The 19,163-nt window shown below is 65.0% G+C and carries 16 protein-coding genes; 11 read left to right on the forward strand and 5 right to left on the reverse strand.

What is annotated here, in order from left to right; all coding sequences use genetic code 11:
• Positions 1–290 precede the first annotated feature (290 nt).
• Positions 291–1,853 carry a lytic transglycosylase domain-containing protein gene (locus LT988_RS00915; RefSeq protein WP_232408405.1) on the forward strand — a complete coding sequence of 521 codons (1,563 nt, stop codon included), beginning with the start codon at positions 291–293 and terminating at the stop codon, positions 1,851–1,853.
• Positions 1,854–2,061: 208 nt separating this feature from the next.
• On the forward strand, positions 2,062–2,337 hold the full coding sequence (locus tag LT988_RS00920) for a SemiSWEET family sugar transporter (RefSeq protein WP_232408406.1): 276 nt from the start codon (positions 2,062–2,064) through the stop codon (positions 2,335–2,337).
• Between the two features lie 540 nt (positions 2,338–2,877).
• On the opposite strand, the gene LT988_RS00925 is transcribed toward LT988_RS00920, so the two are convergent.
• Positions 2,878–5,556: a bifunctional acetate--CoA ligase family protein/GNAT family N-acetyltransferase gene (locus LT988_RS00925; protein WP_232408407.1), complete on the reverse strand. Its 2,679-nt coding sequence runs from the start codon at positions 5,554–5,556 to the stop codon at positions 2,878–2,880.
• Between the two features lie 250 nt (positions 5,557–5,806).
• On the opposite strand from LT988_RS00925, the gene LT988_RS00930 reads away from it, so the two are divergent.
• From LT988_RS00930 to LT988_RS00940, 3 genes are all read left to right on the forward strand, one after another.
• Positions 5,807–6,739, forward strand: coding sequence for a histone deacetylase family protein (locus LT988_RS00930; RefSeq protein WP_232408408.1), 933 nt, complete (start codon positions 5,807–5,809; stop codon positions 6,737–6,739).
• Positions 6,740–7,016: 277 nt separating this feature from the next.
• The gene (locus tag LT988_RS00935; protein ID WP_232408409.1) at positions 7,017–7,802 is read left to right on the forward strand and encodes a dienelactone hydrolase family protein; all 786 of its coding nucleotides are present in this window, start codon (positions 7,017–7,019) and stop codon (positions 7,800–7,802) included.
• Positions 7,803–8,178: 376 nt separating this feature from the next.
• Positions 8,179–9,624, forward strand: coding sequence for a cryptochrome/photolyase family protein (locus LT988_RS00940; protein WP_232408410.1), 1,446 nt, complete (start codon positions 8,179–8,181; stop codon positions 9,622–9,624).
• Here LT988_RS00940 and LT988_RS00945 read toward each other — a convergent pair.
• The 3 genes from LT988_RS00945 to LT988_RS00955 all read right to left on the reverse strand — a co-directional run bounded on the left by LT988_RS00945 (position 9,605) and on the right by LT988_RS00955 (position 12,006).
• Positions 9,605–10,411, reverse strand: coding sequence for a TatD family hydrolase (locus LT988_RS00945; protein ID WP_232408411.1), 807 nt, complete (start codon positions 10,409–10,411; stop codon positions 9,605–9,607). The two genes, LT988_RS00940 and LT988_RS00945, sit on opposite strands and share 20 nt — an antisense overlap.
• A gap of 212 nt (positions 10,412–10,623) precedes the next feature.
• A complete protein-coding gene (locus tag LT988_RS00950) occupies positions 10,624–11,364 on the reverse strand; it encodes an NYN domain-containing protein (protein ID WP_232408412.1) in 741 nt (246 codons plus the stop codon).
• 99 nt (positions 11,365–11,463) lie between these two features.
• Entirely contained in the window at positions 11,464–12,006 is a 543-nt protein-coding gene (locus LT988_RS00955) for a DUF2058 domain-containing protein (protein ID WP_232408413.1), read from the reverse strand.
• A 273-nt stretch (positions 12,007–12,279) separates the two neighbouring features.
• Here LT988_RS00955 and LT988_RS00960 point away from each other — a divergent pair, with 273 nt between their 5' ends.
• The 6 genes from LT988_RS00960 to LT988_RS00985 all read left to right on the forward strand — a co-directional run bounded on the left by LT988_RS00960 (position 12,280) and on the right by LT988_RS00985 (position 18,693).
• Complete coding sequence (locus tag LT988_RS00960; RefSeq protein WP_232408414.1) at positions 12,280–12,795, forward strand: OmpH family outer membrane protein; 516 nt, start codon at positions 12,280–12,282, stop codon at positions 12,793–12,795.
• A gap of 187 nt (positions 12,796–12,982) precedes the next feature.
• Entirely contained in the window at positions 12,983–13,219 is a 237-nt protein-coding gene (locus LT988_RS00965; protein ID WP_232408415.1) for a YdcH family protein, read from the forward strand.
• Positions 13,220–13,533: 314 nt separating this feature from the next.
• Positions 13,534–14,166 carry an MBL fold metallo-hydrolase gene (locus LT988_RS00970; protein ID WP_232410659.1) on the forward strand — a complete coding sequence of 211 codons (633 nt, stop codon included), beginning with the start codon at positions 13,534–13,536 and terminating at the stop codon, positions 14,164–14,166.
• Positions 14,167–14,223: 57 nt separating this feature from the next.
• Entirely contained in the window at positions 14,224–15,096 is an 873-nt protein-coding gene (locus LT988_RS00975) for a hypothetical protein (protein ID WP_232408416.1), read from the forward strand.
• 207 nt (positions 15,097–15,303) lie between these two features.
• Entirely contained in the window at positions 15,304–18,180 is a 2,877-nt protein-coding gene (locus LT988_RS00980; protein ID WP_232408417.1) for a DUF349 domain-containing protein, read from the forward strand.
• Positions 18,181–18,228: 48 nt separating this feature from the next.
• Positions 18,229–18,693: a LexA family protein gene (locus LT988_RS00985; protein WP_232408418.1), complete on the forward strand. Its 465-nt coding sequence runs from the start codon at positions 18,229–18,231 to the stop codon at positions 18,691–18,693.
• 128 nt (positions 18,694–18,821) lie between these two features.
• Here the strand turns inward: LT988_RS00985 and LT988_RS00990 are convergent, their stop codons facing one another.
• Entirely contained in the window at positions 18,822–19,127 is a 306-nt protein-coding gene (locus LT988_RS00990; RefSeq protein WP_232408419.1) for a hypothetical protein, read from the reverse strand.
• Positions 19,128–19,163: the final 36 nt, after the last annotated feature.

The following is a 19,163-nucleotide window of genomic DNA, read 5'->3' on the forward strand; positions in this document are numbered from 1 at the left end:
TGAGAATACACAAAGAAAGTTCAAGCGCTTTCAAGAATAAGAGGCCACCGCGGTACATCAAAAAAGAAGGCGCTCGCGGCGCAATTCTCCATTGCAAAGGCGGCTTTCGTGAGCCAATATCAAACCGTCACCGAACAGATTGTACCGAACGCCTTGACCGAGTCGACGTTGCCGCTGCCCATTCGCATGGCAACGCACCTGCCCCGAACGAGCCGGCACACCCATTCGGAGCATCCACCATCGCGGGGTTCAAGGCGCGCAGGGATCACGCTCGAGAGGACATGCAGACCATGCCGACCTATCCGATCACAAACAGAGGCCTTTCATTCCTGCTGTTGTCGATTGCTCTGCTTGCCTTGGGGGGCTGCAGCAGCGACGGCGGCCAGCGTGATACCGGTGTAGAGGGCTGGACCCGAGGCGAGGTGGTCGCGGGCTCGGATACCTTTCCCGTACCTGCCGAGATTCAGCCCAACGTCGACTTCTGGCGTCACGTCTACGGGATTTGGGGGCGTGGTGACGTCGCGATCCACGACGACCAATACATGGACGTCATCTACGAGGTCGTCAAACTGCCCTCGCCCATCAAGGAGGGCTACACGGACTCGCAGCGCGCGCTGGTGCGATCCCGCACGGACGCCTACAAGGGTCAGCTCCGGCTTCTTGAAGAGCGCGTGCGAACCGGACAGAGCCTCGACAGCGGCGATAAAGCGCTCCTGGCGAAATTCGAGCGGTCCGGCGCAGGCCGGTCAGCAATCTACGGGTCTGCCGATCGCGTGCGCAGCCAACGTGGTCTACGCGAACGCTTCCATCGCGGCGTGGAGATCAGCGGGCGCTACGACACCGCCTTCCGAGAGATCATGCGCAGTTATGGTGTCCCGGAGGACCTCGCCTATCTCCCGCACGTCGAATCCTCGTTTCAGACCAATGCCCGATCAGGCGTCGGCGCCGCAGGCGTGTGGCAGTTCATGCCGGCAACCGGCCGGATGTACATGAACGTCGACGGCACCGTCGACGAACGACTCGATCCCATCATTGCGGCGGACGGTGCGGCGCGGTATCTATCCCAGGCCCATCGTCGCCTCGGGAGCTGGCCGCTCGCCATCACCTCCTACAACCACGGCCAGGGCGGTATGGCGAACGCCAAGGCACAACACGGCAACGACATCGGCGCTATCGTGAAGAACTATCGGGGCCAGTACTTCGGCTTCGCATCGCGAAACTTCTACGCCGAATTCATCGCCGCTCGCGAGGTGACGCGAAACGCCGATCGCTATTTCCCGGAGGGCGTACGCCCGGAGGAGCCTTGGCCACACGAGCGCCTGGTCCTTCAATACGCCATGCCGGTCGACCACCTCGCCGGACACTACGGCGTGTCCCCGTATCGCCTCGCCGACCTGAACATGCATTGGCGCGACCGTGCACGCGACGGGCGTGCGTATCTGCCTCCCGGCAGCACGGTATGGCTCCCGGCCGGGACCAAACGGCGCGTCGCCAGCCATCCGCCGCCGGTCTCCAACACCATGGTCGCGCGCGCCGAGCCCAAGGCATCGCCGGTGGCTCGGCAGGCAACCGCCAAGGTCGAGCGGCCTGTGGCCAAACCGACCACCAAATCGGCGGCATCGGCGAAACCCGTGGCGAAAGCGCCCGCTAAGCAGATCGCGAAGGCATCGACCGCCCAGGCCTCCAAGAAGTCGACCACCGCCGTGCGCTACCATGTCGTGAAGCCACAGGAAACACTCTATCGCGTCGCGGTTCAGAACGGCATTACTGTCGCCGAGCTGCGCAAGCTCAATAAGATGCGGCCCGACGACAACAAGATCCGTCCGGGCCAGAAGCTCAAGGTCAGCATTTAAACCGCGTTCCGAGCGGCATGGTCGGGTGGGAGCGAGTTCGGCGTGGTGCCAACCATCACAGCCGGCGCCACGCGGTTTAAATAAATATTAAAAACAAAGAGATGGTCTGGAATTCTATTGCCGCTTGTCGGCTCGGTGGGGGTCGAATTTCCGCTTGCCGACCCGGCGCGTACATGCCGCTTGTGATTGTGTCGGGGCGTCCGTCGCCGTGACGTTGTGGGTCGAGAGCATCGGTTTTGCTGCGGCGGCGCTCACCACAGTCTCCTTCGTGCCGCAGGTGGTGCACACCCTGCGCACCCGCGACACACGGGCCATCTCGCTTTCGATGTATGCGCTCTTCAGCGCAGGCGTCGCGCTCTGGGGACTTTACGGTCTCATGATCGGCTCCTGGCCCGTGATCACCGCGAATGTGATCACCTTGGCCCTCGCCTCCATCGTTCTCTGGCACAAGCTCCGCGAGAGGCCGCAGAGCCCGACCGGGTAGGCTCCGGGCGAACCTTCGCTCGTCGCCTCAGCCGAGCATCAGTCCATCGCCAAGGCAGGGCCTCCTCCACGACACGTAGCCGGTAGGTACGGACGAGAGAGTGCGAACTTCCCCGATCTTGGCGTCGGTGCTGGTGAGCTGCGCTGCGCGTGCCCGCCCTACGGCTACATCTCTAAAAATTAGGCACTTAAGCCACTTCCGGAAATCAGCATCCCGAATGGGCATCGACACGTCGATCGCGCATTGCACATCCGATCGACCGGAAGCAACGCCGTCAAGCGGCGCGAAGCGACGCTCCCCCGGGATAGACGACTTGCAGTCGTCTTCGTTCAAGCGTCCCGGGTGCCGGCCGGGTCCCGCTCCACCGGACGCTCTCGGGCCGTCGGATCGGCTGAAGAAGACGACTTCAAGTCGCCTATCCCGGGACCTGTCGAGAGATTCCTTCCCGGAAATCACCTTAAACCGCGTCGACGCCGACTTCGCAGATTAAAGACCAACGGTCTGTCTACTCAAAACCACGCATACCCTGCAGGACGCGGTTTAAAGCACCTTGCTGACCCATTTGACCGCCATGTCTTGCGGATCGCTCTCGATGCGGAATCCAAGCGATTTGACCAAGGCCAGCATCCGACTGTTGGCGCTCAGCACCTCGCCGTCCATCACGCGAAAGCCGCGCGAGCGGGCGTTCTGCATCAGCGAACGCATCAACCGTGCACCAATCCCGAGGTTTCGCCAGGTATCGGAGACCACGATCGCGAACTCGCAGGCCTCGCCGCCCGGTCGTGCCATGTAGCGGGCCACCCCGACCTGGACGTCGGACCCGTCGTGCTCGACCACCCCGATCAGGGCCATCTCGCGGTCGTAGTCGATCTGGGTGAAGCGCACCAGCATCTCGGGCGTCAGCTCCTTAATCGCCTGCATGAACCTGAAATACTTGGTCTGCTCCGAAAGCCCCCGAACGAACTCCTGCTCCATCTGGGCATCTTCCGGGCGAATCGGGCGAATCACCAGATCCTTACCGTCCGGCAACTGGACGCGCTCGATGAGGTGACTCGGATAGGGGTGGATCGCCATGTGCCCGTAGGTCGTCTGTTGTGGCGGACGATACTCGACCTTGATGCGCGCATCCACGGCGACGACATCCTTGTCGTTTCCGATCAGCGGGTTGATGTCCATTGAGATAATCTCCGGCAACTCGCAGACCATCTCAGAAACCCGTTGAAGAATCTTCGCCAAGGCCACGCGATTCATCGGCGGCATATGCTGAAAGGCACCCATGAGACGCACGATCCGAGTGTGGTCGATCATGGTCTGGATGATGAAGGCGTTGAGCGGCGGCAGACCGAGCGCGCGGTCCTCGAGGACCTCGACCTTGGTGCCGCCGGCACCGAAACTGATAACGGGCCCGAAGATCCGGTCCCGGGTGACACCGATCATCAGCTCACGTGCGGCTCGGGTCGAGGCCATATGCTCGACCGTGATCCCTTCCATCCGGGCGTCCGGACGCAGCCGCTTGGCACGCTCGACGATCTCGGTGAAGGTCCGACGGACCGATTGGGCATCGTCGATATTCAGACGCACGCCGTCGACGTCGGACTTGTGCTCCAAATCCGGCGAGTTGATCTTCATCACCACCGGGAACCCCAGGGCTTGAGCCGCCATGAGCGCCTCGTTCGGCGTGCGGGTCAACACCGCCTGCATCGTCGGGATGCGGAACGCCGAGAGGATCGCCTTCGCCTCGACCGTACCCAGGGTCTTGCGTCCCTCGGCCATCACGCCCTCGATGATCAGGCGCGCGCCCTCCACGTCCGGTGCATCCTCCTGCGAGAGCGGGCCCGGCGACTGCATCAGCAGCTTCTGGTTGCGCTGGTGGGTGGCGAGGAAGGAGAAGGCGTCGATCGCCACCTCCGGGCTGTCGAAGTGCGGCACGTCGTGCTCGGCCAAGAGCTCTTGGGCCTCGGCGACCCGCTTCCCGCCCATCCAACAGGCGAGCACCGGCTTGCGGCTGTCCTTGGTCGCCGCGATGACCTGCTCGGCAGTCGCAACGGGATCTCCGAACACCAAGGGCGCCAAGATGACGAGCACCCCGTCGACATCCGGATCCGCGAGACAGGCGTCGAGGGCCATCCGATAGCGCTCCGGCGGGGCGTCGCCGATGATGTCGATGGGGTTGCCGTGGGACCAATGGTCGGGCAAGGCCTTCTCGAGCATCTGACGTGTCGGATCGCTGATCTGCGCGAGCGAGAGCCCGAGCTCGACGATGCGATCCGCGGCCAGCACGCCCGGGCCGCCGCCGTTGGTGATGACGGCGATGCGGTCGCCCGCCAGACGCCGCCGCGTGCCGAAGACCTGGGCGGCCGCGAACAATTGATCGAGGTTGGAGACCTGCACCACGCCAGCACGCTCGGTGACGGCGCGGAACACGTCCGCGGAGCCGACATAGGCGCCGGTGTGCGACTTGACCGCGCGAGTCCCCGCCGGATGCCGCCCCGCCTTGACCACCACCACGGGTTTCAAGCGCGCCGCCGCACGCAGCCCGCTCATGAAATGGCGCGCGTTGCGAATCCCCTCCACGTAGAGCAGGATGCATTGCGTCTGACTGTCCAGAGCGAGATAGTCGAGCACGTCCCCGAAATCGACATCGGCCGCCGCGCCCAGCGAGACCATCGCCGAGAAACCGATCCGTCGACGCTCCGACCAATCGATCATCGCCGTGCAGATGGCACCGGATTGCGAGACCAGGGCCACGTTGCCACGACGCGGAAGATCCTGGCCGACGCTTGCGTTCAGCCCGTGTTGCGGGCGCATCGCCCCGATGCAGTTGGGTCCGAGCACGCGGATGCGGTTGTTCCGGGCCGCCTCGACCATGCGTTCCTGAAGGTTGATCCCGCGTTCGCCGTACTCGCCGAAACCGGCGGAATGGACCACCGCAACCTTGACCCCGTAGCCGCCGCACTGATTGAGGATTGCAGGGACGCGATCGGCCGGCGTAGCGATCAGTGCCAGGTCGACATGCTTGTCGAGCTGGCCCAAGTCGCGATAGCAAGGTTCCCCGGCCACCTCCTTGTACTTGGGATTGATCGCGTAAGCATTGCCTTTGAAGCCACCGGCCAGCAGATTGCGAAACACCATGCCGCCGATGGACCCCTCGCTGTCGCTGGCGCCGAAGACCGCAACGGCAGTCGGCGTGAAGAGTTGTTCGATGTCGGATACGCGCATGGAATCGCCCTCCCGGGCAATAAAAAGGATTAAGCTAAACCGCGTTCGAAACGGGTCTGGCGCGATACGCGCAGGTCCTGCATCGACTCGGCCTCCGATGCATCCACAGGTGTCGGCGTCGACGCGTTTCGAAGATGAAAAAATTGGATTCAGGGATTCGACAGGGGCGCGAACGCGCGCCGAACGACAACGAGAATTGCCCGGGCGCCGTCAGGGTCCCGTGCGCGATCAAAGCCTTGAGGACCTTCGCATGAACCTCGCCTTCGTCTCTCATCCCGCTTGTCAGCAGCACAAGATGGGCGCGCACCATCCCGAATGTCCCGAGCGGCTCTACGCCATCCAGGACCGCATGATCGCCTCGGGGATGGAGATGCTGGTGACGCATTACGACGCTCCCGAGGCGAGCGTGGCGCAGCTGGGCCGCGTGCACGACGCGGACTATATTCAGGGGCTGATCGAGGCCGCACCCGAGGTCGACGACGTCCTGGTCTGGGTCGACGGCGACACCGCCATGAACAGCCACACCCTGCCGGCAGCCCTGCGCTCGGCCGGAGGGGCCATTCTCGGGGTCGACCTGGTGATGAGCGAAAAACACCACGCTGCCTTCTGTTGCGTCCGTCCGCCGGGCCATCATGCCGGACGGCGTTCGGCCGGAGGGTTCTGCCTCTTCAACAATGTCGCCGTCGGCGCCGCACATGCCATGGCGGAGCACGGCATCGAGCGCATCGCCATCGTCGATTTCGACGTTCACCACGGCAACGGAACCGAGGAGATCTTCATCGGCGACGAGCGGGTGCTCTTTTGCTCGAGCTTCCAGCATCCCTTCTATCCAGGCAGCGGCGCCGACACCAAGGCGCCCAACATCCTCAATCTTCCGTTGCCCCGACTGACCGACGGAGCCGCCTACCGGGCGGCTGTCGAGGCCGCCTGGCTGCCCAAGCTCGACGCCTTCGCACCCCAACTGGTCATGATCTCTGCAGGGTTCGACGGACACGCCGAGGACGACATGGCGCACTTCAATCTGCGCGAGCCCGATTATGCCTGGATCACGCGCGAGCTCCACCTGCTGGCACGCCGGCATGCGCACGAGCGCGTCGTGTCCTGTCTGGAAGGCGGCTACAGCCTATCCGCACTTGGACGCAGCGTGAGTACGCATGTCGATGAGTTGATCGGGCATGCGTGATGCCCTTGCCGCGAAGCGGATCGGCATCGAGAGGGGTCATCCCGCCAACCTGTTGCATTGCAGCATTAGGATAGAGAGGTCCCGCCCGCGCCGCAATGCCGATCATGAGCCGATCACGCTTGCGGTGCGCTGCGCCCGTGAGATGGAGCCGGGGTTGTCATCCGAACCGACCGGCCTGACCTTCCGAGAACCGTGGCGGTGGCCCGTCTTCCGAGGCGCCTGACCGCCGCATATGACCTGTTACCGAGCTCAGTCAACCACCGGATCGGAGAGACTCATGAGAAGACCATCGACCCACATGGCCGCGTTGTTCCTCTGCGCCCCCCTCGTTGCAGGCGCAGCCATCCAGACCGAGCGCGTTGAATATCGCGACGGCGACACCGTCCTCACGGGCTACCTCAGCTACGACGACTCGATCGAGGGCAAACGTCCCGGGGTGCTCGTCATCCATGAATGGTGGGGCCTGAACGACTACGCGAAGAAACGCGCGGAGATGCTCGCCGAGCTGGGTTACGTCGCCTTCGCCGCCGACATGTACGGCGACAACAAGGTGACGGAGCACGCACCCGACGCCCAGGGCTGGATGCAGCAGATCACGGCCAATCAGTCCGCCTGGCAGCAGCGCGCCATGGCCGGACTCGATACCCTGAAGGCCAGCGACCGCGTCGATACCGAAAAGCTTGCCGCCATCGGCTACTGCTTCGGCGGCGCCACCGTGATGCAGATGGCCTATGCCGGTGCCGATCTCGACGGCGTCGCGAGCTTCCACGGCTCGCTGCCCCCGGCCAGCAATGTGGAACCCGGCACCATCAAGCCCAGCGTCCTGGTTGCCCACGGCGAGGCCGACAGTTTCGTTCCGCCCGAGCGCATCGCCGCCTTTAAAGAAGGGCTCGACGCCGCCGGGGCCGATTGGCAGATGATCATCTATTCCGGGGCACGCCACGGTTTCACCAATCCGGGCGCCGCCGCCTACGGAATGGACGCACTCGCCTACGACCCCAAGGCCGATGCGCGGTCTTGGACACTGATGCAGGGGTTCTTCGACGAGATCTTCTCGGACTGAACCGCGTCCGGCGGGGTATTCTCGCTTGTCGTTCGGGCTGGGATTCTTGCGGCTCATAATCGTCGGTGGTGACGCGGTTCAGCATGACGAAATCCTTGGGCCATTCCCCCGATGACCGCATACCGAGCCCACGAAGTGGGTCGGGCTTCAGCCCGACAGCGGCGTATCAGGTTAACAATCGGGTCGGCTTCAGCCCGACGAAGCGGAAGGAACGCCGATAAAGCCGGGTCGGACTCAAGTCCGACCCACGCCGGATCGGTCGGACCTGAGTCCGACCCACACCGGATCGCTGAACCTCGGTGACTCCAGAGAGCGAACCGCTCGCTCGCAACCATCCCGCAATCCGATTGCAATCGAAACCAGACCTGACGCATCCATGCCGAGCACCGTTATCCTCTGGCTTCGTCGCGACCTGCGTCTCGACGACAACCCCGCGCTCCAAGCGGCCTTGCACGGCTGCGACACACTCCTCCCCGTCTATGTCCACGACCCGGACTCGGATGCGCCTTGGGCGCCTGGCGCAGCGAGCCGGTGGTGGCTGCACGGCAGCCTGACGAGCATGGATCGGGCTCTACGCACCCTCGGCAGCCGGCTACTGATCGCACGCGGGGAAAGCCTGGCCGAGCTGCGCCGTATCGTCGCCGCGACCGGCGCCACACGCATCCACTGGAACCGCCTTTATGATCCGACGTCGCGCAAACGCGACGGCCAGATCAAGCAAGCGTTGCGGACCGATGGCCTTCGGGTGGAGAGCCACAACGCATCCCTTCTGTTCGAGCCCTGGGAGATCGCCACCGGCAACGGCGAGCCCTACCGGGTCTTCACCGCCTTCTGGCGTCGGTGCGCCGCTCGGCTTTCCGAGGTGCCCCCCTTGCGCGCTCCGGCGGCCTTGCCGCCGCCTCCCGACAGTCTCGACGCGCTGCCCCTCGAACGCCTGGGCCTGCTGCCGACGATCCCGTGGGACGCGGGAATGCGCGAGGCCTGGACGCCCGGCGAGACCGCCGCGCTCGAGCAAGCCCGCGCCTTCGTGCACGACCGCATCCAGGGCTACGCAAACGAGCGCGACCTGCCAGCCCAAGCCGGGACATCCGCGCTGTCGCCGCACCTGCACTTCGGCGAGATCGGTCCACGTCGGATCCTCGCCATGGTCAGGGAGCAGTGGGGCGACCCGAGCGCCGATCCGGTTGAACCCTTCGTGCGCGAGATCGGCTGGCGCGAATTCGCTCACCATCTGATTTATCACTACCCGCACACCACCGACGAGCCGCTGGATCGGCGCTTCGCCGCTCTGCCCTGGCGTGAAGACGATGCCGATCGGATGCTCCGGGCCTGGCAGCGCGGAGCGACCGGTATCCCTTTGGTCGATGCCGGTATGCGCCAGCTTTGGCACACCGGCTGGATGCACAATCGGGTGCGCATGGTCGTCGCCTCCTTCCTGACCAAGAACCTGCGCCTGCCCTGGCAGGCCGGTGCACGCTGGTTCTGGGACACCCTGGTCGATGCGGATCTCGCCGCCAACAGCCTCGGCTGGCAATGGAGCGCCGGCTGCGGAGCCGACGCGGCGCCGTATTTCCGCATCTTCAATCCGGTCCTGCAGGGGGAGCGTTTCGACAAGACGGGGACCTACGTCCGGCGCTGGTGCCCGGAGCTGGCACGCCTGCCGGACAAGTACATCCATCAACCCTGGACCGCCCCGAGCGCCCTGCTCGATCACGCCGGCATTCGGATCGGGCGCGACTACCCGGCCCCGATTGTGGATCTCAAGGCATCGCGCGAGGCGGCTCTGGCGGCCTACGAGGTCGTCAAGTCGGCGGGGCGCTGAGCCGGCGCGAACCGGACGGATCGATCAGGTCGAGACCCGGCAAGACCGCTCGCGCGTTGGCCGTCGTGAGGGCCGCCAAGACATCGGGCGACTCACCCCTAACCTCTGATAATGCCCGCAGAATATCGGGTAAGTACTCAGGACTATTGCGCTCTCCACGGTGTGCGGCCACCGTCATGTCCGGCGCGTCCGTCTCGAGCACGATCGCCTCGCCCGGCAACTCGGCGGCCAGACGGCGCAGACGCGAGGAGCGGGTGAAGGTCAACATCCCCCCGAAACCGAGCCGGAACCCCAGATCCAGATACTGCTGCGCCTGCTGGATGCTTCCGTTGAAGGCATGCGCGATACCGCCCTTCACGCCGACCCGCTTCAGGATCGTCAAGACGTCCTCATGCGACTTGCGTACATGCAGAAGAACCGGCAGATCCGCCGACTTGGCGATGGACAACTGCGCTTCGAACAGGGCCTGCTGACCCGCTCGATCCAACTCCGGGAGGTAGTAATCCAGACCGATCTCGCCGACCGCGAGCGGGCGATGCTCGGTGATCGCTTGCTCCAGCTCTCGGAGATCGGAGTCACGGTGTCGGTCGAGATAAACCGGGTGCAGACCCAACGCCGGATAGAGATCGTCAGCCGAGGCGCAGAGCGCGAGCAGACCGTCCCAGCCCGCCGCATGGATCGCCGGAACCACGATCGCGGCCACGCCCGCCACCCGCGCCCGATCCAACACCCCGACCCGATCGGCATCGAACTCGGCAACATCCAAATGACAGTGTGTATCGATCATGAGTCGCGTCCCGGACGGCATCGCAGGGTGGACAAGCGAAGCGCAGTCCGCAAGCGCCCGCGCCGAGCTCGGTGGACTTCGCTCTCGCTCAACCACCCTACAAGATGGTCGTTCTTCTTCCCGAAATCACCTTAAGCCGCGTCCACTCCGACGCATCGGATGGGCTCAACGCAGACCCACCCGCAGCCCGTACCTTTCGCGGCAGACGCGGCTTAAGCCGGCGAGCGCTGATCGCGCACGAACAACGCCTTGTGCGGGCCGCGCCCGACCTGGCGCTCCTCGATCTCGAAGAGCTGGATCGCCTTGAGCAGCCCGCTGAGCTTGGCATAGCCGTAGTTGCGCGAGTCGAACTCCGGGCTGCGCTTGGCGATCGCCGAGCCGACGGCGCCGAGCCCGGCCCAACCGGTGTCGTCCGCCGCGCCGTCCAAGGCGGCCCGCAGCAGATTCACCAGCTTGATATCGCGCTGCAGGTCCTTGCCGCTCTTGCGCGTTGTCGAGTCGCCGGCAGCGCCCTCGCGCAGCACCTCGGTGAAGACGAACTTGTCGCACGCCGCGACGAACGGCTCGGGTGTCTTCTGCTCGCCGAACCCATAGACGGTCATGCCGGATTCGCGCAACCGCGATGCCAGGCGCGTGAAGTCGCTGTCGCTCGAGACGATGCAGAACCCGTCGAAATTGCGCGAATAGAGCAGATCCATGGCATCGATCATCATGGCCCCGTCCGTCGCGTTCTTGCCCTTGGTATAGCGAAACTGCTGCATCGGCTGGATCGAATGACGCAACAGCGTCTCCTTCCATGAACCCAGATTGGGCAGGGTCCAGTCCCCGTAAATGCGCTTGACGTGGGCCGTGCCGTATTTCGCGACCTCGGCGAGAAGCCCCTCGACGATGCTCGCCTGGGCATTGTCGGCATCGATGAGCACGGCGAGTTTAAGGTTGGCGATGTCGGACATCCGCGGTTTTCCTGTCGATCGATCTTTGAATTCAGTGGATTCCGAGCAACTCGGAGCTTGCGCGTCCGGAGGGCCGACGAGACGGGTCGCAGGTCATCGTCACCAGATCAGGTCGTCCGGGACCTGATAGTCGGCGTACGGATCGTCCGCGTCCTTCTCCTCCGCGGCCTTGTTGTGGACCAGAACCAGGCTCGCATCGCGCGCAGCCACCCGGAGGGCAATCTCGGCGGGAACGACCTCGTAGAAGGCATCCTGACGGACCACGGCCAGGATTCCCGAGACCAGCTTAGAGTGCTGCTCCTTGTCGACATAGATGCGCTTGAGCGTGGTACCGTCGGTAAAGTTGAAGGCCAGATCGCCGCGATCGCGTACCACGCGGTGGGTGTGAATAAGTTGGCGAATCTCGTTTTCGGCGGCACGCAACGCCGCCTCCTCCTGACGGCGCAGATTGAGCTCGCGGTCTCGCTCGAGCTTCTCGCGACGGGCACGCTCCGCGGCCTGACGCGCCTCGTTGTCCACGGCAGTGCTCCGTGGACCGGCGTGGCGCTTGGTCTTCTTGTGTTTGGTGGAACGTGCCTGCTTGAGCTTCTGCTCGTCGACCAAGCCGGCCTTGAGCAATTGGTCCTGCAACGAGTTGCCCACGGTGTGGATCTCCGAAAAAGATGTCGCCGATCGCCCGGCCCGCTGAAGTCCGCGAACCGTCGGCGGATACCCGAACGCCCGAGCCGGACGACAGGATCCGACAGGCGCGCCCGCGACGCAAGCACGCGCGTTGTTGCGTCTGCCCGAAAGTTCCCCCGAGCGAACGTCGGGGTTAGAATCCGGCGCGCCGCCGTTCCGCCATCGGCCTCTCCGCTGTATGCTCTTGGACCGCGTTTCGTCTCACCCACTCTATCGATCCTCGGAGTTCTGCTCATGTCCCGTGTCTCACTCGTTGTCGCGCTTGCCCTGTCCATCATCGTGCCGGCCCACGCCTTGGCCGCCGACGTGCTGGGCTACGTCGACATGCAGAAAGTCTTGGAGGAAAGCAAGCTGGGCAAACGTCTTCAAGACGAGCTGCGCGAGCAGTTCGAGCCGCGCGGCCAGGAGATGGCCGCCGAGGAGCAGGAGATCCGTAAGGTCCAGCAGTCGCTCGAGCGCGATGCCCCTTTGATGAGCGCCGAGCAGGTCAGCAAGCAGGAAGCCGACGTTCAGAAGCGCATCGAAGCCTTTCAGGAGAAGGCAAACGCAATCCAGCAGGAAATCATGAAGGTTCAGCAGACCAAAAGTCGCGAGATCATCGGCCCGGCACGCGAATCCATCACAGCTGTCGCCAGTAAGAAGAAGATCGGCATGGTCGTCGAGCCGGGAATGACCGGACTGCTCTACATCGACAAAACGCTAGACCTGACCCCCGAGGTCATCAAACACCTGGATGAGAAGACCAAGTAAAGCGCCAGGTCACCGAACCGTTCGACATGAACGGGCTATGTCCGACCCGCAGCGCTGCGGTATCATTTTCGGGTCTCGATCCGGACTCGCCGCTGCGCCTGCATCCGGCGACGGGGTCGGCCCCGACCACACGACCACCGGCGCGATCGCTGCGCGGGTTATTGCACTCTCCTGAGGAACGGACATCATGCTTGGCGAATCACACGACCTCCTTCACGAGTTCCCCGATCTTGAAACGAAGATCGCGACCCTGCGCTCGAACAACGCCGAGTTCGCGCGGCTCATGGACGACTACGATGCACTCGACGCGCGGGTGCGCGACCTTGAAGAGCTCGGCACGCCCGTCGCCGACGAGACCATCGAGGAGCTCAAGAAGCAACGCTTGGTGCTGAAAGACACGCTCTACGGCATCCTACGGTCCTAACGGCGCGTTCGGGTTGCCGACAGCGGCCCTGCGTCGGGCTTGTCGAGCGCAGGCAACCCGACCCGAGGCCTCTCGCACGAATCAAGGCCGTCTGCCCTCTCGCAGAGATCCCGCAGAGATCGTGGAACCGCAGAGGGCCTTATCCCGTCCTTGTGAGCGGTTCAGAAGGCTGTTGTCGTTGTCGTCATCGATGACAACAAGGATTCGATTCGGTACTGAGCAGGAGACTTAACCCTCATCGCGTCCTGGACAACCCGGACACCAAGTGAAACCATGCGCGGAAACCCAGCCCCTGCCGCATGAGCAAGACCCCAGTGCAATTTCGTATCATCCCCGTGACCCCCTTTCAGCAGAACACCACCTTGCTGTGGTGCGAGCGCACTCGCGCCGCCGTCATCGTCGATCCCGGCGGCGAGGCCGAGCGCATCCTCGACCACGTCGCAGCGCTTGAGCTGCGACCGGAATACGTGCTGCTCACTCACGGCCACCTCGACCACGTCGGTGCCAGCGCCGAGGTCTCGCGCAGGCTCGGCATCCCGATCTGGGGTCCGCACCCCGACGACGCCTTCTGGCTCAACGCCCTGGCCGAGCAGTGCGAGATGTTCGGGTTTCCGCCCGTCACCGCCTTCGAGCCCGACCGCTGGCTCAGAGCAGGCGAGCGCATCGCCCTCGGCGAGGAGACCCTCGAGGTATTGCATTGCCCGGGCCACACGCCGGGGCATCTGGTCTTCTTCAACCCGAAGAATAAGCTTGCACAGGTCGGCGACGTCCTCTTCAAGGGATCAATCGGACGCACTGACTTTCCGCGCGGAAACCATCGCCAGCTCCTCGACTCCATCCGGGAGCGCCTGTTTCCGCTCGGAGACGATGTGCGCTTCATCCCCGGACACGGCCCGATGTCGACCCTGGGCGAAGAGCGACGCACCAACCCCTTCGTTCGCGAATAAGCGCGTTCGCCGAACAACGTCCGCAACCGGGCCTCGGCCCGCGGAAGGAACGGCATCATGCGAAAATCAGGCATCACAACGCCGACACCGGGCCGGAAAAGCAGTCCGCCGCGCAGCCGCCCCGTGCGCAACCCGAAGGCCGAGCCGCCCGACGCGCCACCGCAGAATGCACTCAAGCGCACCAAGAAGCCCCACTTTCTCGAACCCTACCGACTCTCCGAGTCCGCTCGCGCGGCCTTGCTTGAGTGCCTGTGCGATCACGCGGTCGGTGATCCGGAAAGCCGCGAGCTGTTCGCCGCCGCCGTCGAGTACGGCATCGCGAGCTGTCGCGCATCCGCGAAGGGAACCCGCACGACCGAGAAAACATCCGTCATCACAGAGCCGGACGTGCGCCCGGCCGAAATGCCGGCCGCCAAGCCGGCGGAACGCCGTGCCATAGAGCCGAACCCGAACCCAAGCGCCCCGCTCTCGGCCCTCGCCGAGACAGCGCGTCAGCTCGTCCGCGCACTCGGAGCGCTCGGCGACCGGTCCCGCGAGGCGATCGGCGACCGTCTTCGCAGCTCCGACCCCTTCGACCGTGTCCATGACCACGCCTATCTGGACGCGGTCAGCCGCGAGGTCGAGCGGATCGCCGAGGCCGCCGCAGCCGCCCTCGACACGCCTCCCGCCTTGCCGCACGTCTCCCCTGCTGCCGCCACGCCCGCACCGACGACCGCCACACATGCAGCGGAGCCGATCGACGAGACGGCGCGCCGCCTCGTTCTGCGCATCGCAGACGCCTACGAAGCCTGTTTCGAAACCAAGGTCGGGACCGGCTCGGGATACCCCTTCATCCCCGTCCTGCGACTCATCGCCCAGAACGCCGAGATCGCGTTGCCCGCGGAGGACGTCCGACTTCTCGAGGTCCTTCCGGCGCATTGCCGAGCCTAGTGGCGCAGTGCAGAGACGCCGAGACCGTCCGAGATCAGCTTTGTTGTCGTTGTCGTCATCGACCATCGATACGACCACGATGAGGATGACGACAACGAACGGGCTCGACACATCGGCCGTGTGGGACAAGGTACAGAGTCGTCGGGCCGTTCGGCCGCGTTTCTGAGTACAATGGGCGGTCCGAGGGCAACGGTTGGCGAGTATCAGATGCTATTCGAGCGCTTTCTCAAGAAAAAACGACACGATAGACACAAGGAAGAAGACCAGGAGGTTCTGGCCGAACGCGCCCGCAATCACGAAGACCCAGCGGCGCGGCGCGAGGCGACCCGCCGACTCGTCGGGCTGTCCCATCTTCGCCTGATCCTCACCGAGGACCCCGACGCGGGTGTGCGCGAGATCGCCGCCGCCCGCTATCGCCATCTCCTGTGCGGGACCCAGCCGGCGGAGACCACCTCCGGTGGAATCAGCGTCGATGCGCGCGTCGCGGAGCTATCGCATGTCGAGGACGCACGCATCCTCGAGCAGGTCGCCGTCCAAGGTCTGGACCCCGAGGTCCGCCGCGCGGCGATCGAGCGGCTGACCTCTCCCGATGTGCTCGCGCTCTGCGCAGTCCAGGATTCGCTCGCGGCCAACCGCGGTGCCGCCGTCGAGCGCATCGAGACCAAGGACGCACTCGAGCAGGTCGTGCGCCAGATCGGCAAGCGCGACAAGAACGTCTACCGCAGCGCGCGCGAGAAGCTCCGCGTGATCGCCGAGCGCGAAGAGCGTCCGCTACGCGTGCGTGCACTCTGCGAAGAGCTCTGCCAGAAGGCCGAGCGCCTCGGCCGGCTCGCGCAATGGAATCAAGATCGCGCCATCCTCGATCTTCTCGACCGCCAATGGGCCGAGATCCGAGACGAAGCCGAGCCGGACGGTCGCACGCGCTACGAAAGCGCACGGGAGCGCTTCATCCAGGCCTACGGCGGCCAAGCGCGCGAGACCGCCGCCCGCGTCGCTGCCGAAGAGGCGCACGAATCCTTGCACGCCGAACGCCTCGCACTTCTGGACTCCCTGGCCGAGGCCCCGGAGCTGACCACGGAACAAGAGATTCGCGCCCTGTGCGAACGGGTCTCAACCGCCTGGGACGCCCTCGATGCCCTCCCGCCGCAACGCCAGAAGCCCCTCGATCAACGCTACCAGAGGCTCATGGACGCGGCCGAAGCCGCACGCACGGCGCTCGGCGATCAGCGCAAGCGCCTGTCGCAACTGCACAAATCGCGCAATCGGGCACAGAAGCTCCTCGATGAGCCTAAACCGCTCGATCTGCGTGCGACCAAGACCTTCATCGAGCAGGGGCGCGCGCTCGCCGCCGAGCTTCCCGCATCCGACGAGACCGAAGCCTTCCTGGGCCTGATCGAACGCGTCGAATCGCGCACCAAGACCCAGCGCAAGAATGCCGAGCACCGTCTCAAGCAACTCCCCGAAAAGCTCGCCGAGCTCGAGAAGCACCTCGAGGACGGCGAGTTGAAGAAGGCCGACCCGCTTTTCCAGAGCCTGCGTGCGGGCCTGGATCTGGTCGAGGCCAGCGCCCTCCCCAAGGGCGCCGCCGAGGAGGTCGCGGCTCGCCTGCATGTGCTCGCACCGCGCCTACGCGACCTTCAACACTGGCGTCGCTGGGGTGCCGATCAGCATCGCGACGGCCTCTGCGAGGAGATGGAACAGCTCATCGAAGCCGACCTGCCGCTGCAAGCCCTGAGCGAGCGACTCCACACCATGCGCATGGACTGGAAGGGCTTGGAGAGGACCGGGCCGCGCGCCAGCCCCGCCGTCGCCGAGCGTTTCCACAAGGCATGCGACGCCGTCCAAGAGCGCTGTCGACCCTACCTCGAGGCCCAAGCGGCCGAGCGCGAGGCCAACCGTGCCGCGCGCGAGTCGGTCTGCGACCAGATCGAAGACTTCCTCTCCAAGGTCGATTGGGAACGCATCGACTGGAAACGCGTCCTGCGCGCCGAGCGCGAAACCCGTCACACCTGGGCCTCGATCGGGCCGGTGGATCCGCGCCACTTCAAAGCGCTCGAAGGGCGCTTCCGCCAAGCGCTCAAGCAGCTCGACCGCCGCCTGGATGCAGAGCGCAAACGCAATCAGGCGATGAAGCACGCGCTGATCGCGAAGATCGAAGCCCTGGTCGACGAGCCCGATCTGGACGCCGCCATCGAGCAGACCAAGGCACTCCAACGCGAATGGCACACCACCGTGCCGGCGCGCCACAAGGACGAGAACAAGCTCTGGCAGACCTTCCGCAGCGCCTGCGACGCCATCTTCGAACGCCGCGCCGCGGTACACCAGGCGCACGCCAACGAGATGAAAGAGCATCTCGCCACGCGCGAGACCATCTGCGCCGACGCCCTCGCACTGGCCCGAACCGAGCAGGATCCGAAACGACTGCGCGCCGAGATGCGCGAGCTCGAGCGACGCTGGGACGATGCCCAGTCCTTGCCCATCCCGCGCCAAAGCGCCGCCCCACTCAACGAACGTTGGCGCGAGACCCGCGACGCGCTCAAGCAGCACCAGCGCGACTGCGAGGACCAACAGCGTCGCGGCGCACTCGATCTCCTGCAACGCCAAGCCGAGCTGTGCGAACGTCTCGAGCTCGGTCTCCTCGGAGAAAGCGACGCCCCGCTCGCCCCCGAAGCCGCCGAGCAGGCCTGGGCGGATCTCCCGCACCAACAAGACAACGAGATCCAAGAGGCCATCGCTGCGCGCTTCTCCTCTGCACTCGCCGCCGCCCGAGACCCCGAGCAGCTCGCCGCCCTGCGCCGCCGCTACGACGGCAACGCCGCGCGCCTGAGCCAGCTCTGTCTGCAACTCGAAATCCTCGCCGGCGTCGAAACCCCGCCCGAGTTTGCCCAACAACGCCTGGAATTCCAGGTCGCACGCCTGACGGAACGCATGGTCGACGGCGAGGAGGACCCCCTGCGAGGCAGCGCTAGACTCCTCAAAGAGTGGTATCTGTGCGGTCCCGCGCCCCGCTCCGCCGGCCTCGTCAGCCGCTTCGAGCGCATCCGTCGAGCCCTCGCCGGAGAGCCCAGCGAGGCGACCGCCTGAAACGCCCGCGCGGCGGCCAAGACGCAGAACACGCTCGGGATGCCCTCGATGGATGACTCCGACTCGCGACTCTACAAACGCCGGCACCGCGCCTGGAATCCGGCGCGCGACCCGCGCAACCCGAGCGAAGACCCCGGAATCGAGCTGCAGGTGCTCGGCTCCGTTAGCGCCGGCGCACCGATCGAGGATCTCGAGGACCCCGAGACCATCGTCGTCCCCACCGGCCTGGCACGCCCCGGATCCTACGCCTTGCGCGTCCGCGGCGAATCCATGGTCGAAGACGGCATTCACGACGGCGACATCGTCGTCGTCGACCCCCGCCCGACAGCCGAAACCGGTACCACCGTCGTGGCACGCATCGACGCCGAACGCGTCACCCTCAAACGCTTCTACGCCGAGAAGGACCGCATCCGCCTCCAGCCCGCCAATGCCGACATGGAGCCCCTGATCCTGTTCGACGGCGAGATCGAGATCCTCGGCGTCGTCTCGGGTGTGGTGCTGTTGTCCGCTTAGGCGATTTCCGGCCGGAAGCATCCCGACCGCAAATGCATGGATCACCGGTGGGGCTAATCTAAGTCACGCCGCTTGGTCGTCGCGCTCCCTGTCCGGATGCGATGGCGAAGGTGGGGATCCGGCGCCGGTCAGCGGCCTCTGAGCAACCGCCGCTCCGAGCCGTAGTCAGGTGTGTTGGTCCCGGGGATCGCGTCGTAGAGCCTGCCGTCGCGAATGATCAAACGATCGGGGGCACCGTAGTCCGGGGTGCGGGTGCCTTTGATCGAGGGATAGACGATGCCGTCACGCTCGATCAAGAGCGGGCCCCCGTAGTCCGGGGTCTCGGTCCCCGGGATAGGTGTCCAAATCTCGGTGTCGGCGAACGAGAGCGGGGTCGAGGTGACTGCGAGGATCGGCAGCACTGTCCACCGTGCGACTTGTGCGGTCCTATTCATTGGGGTTCCTCCAATCCGCCATGGCCTGATCGATCG

The organism is Thiocapsa bogorovii (assembly GCF_021228795.1).
Classification (GTDB): Bacteria; Pseudomonadota; Gammaproteobacteria; order Chromatiales; family Chromatiaceae; genus Thiocapsa; species Thiocapsa bogorovii.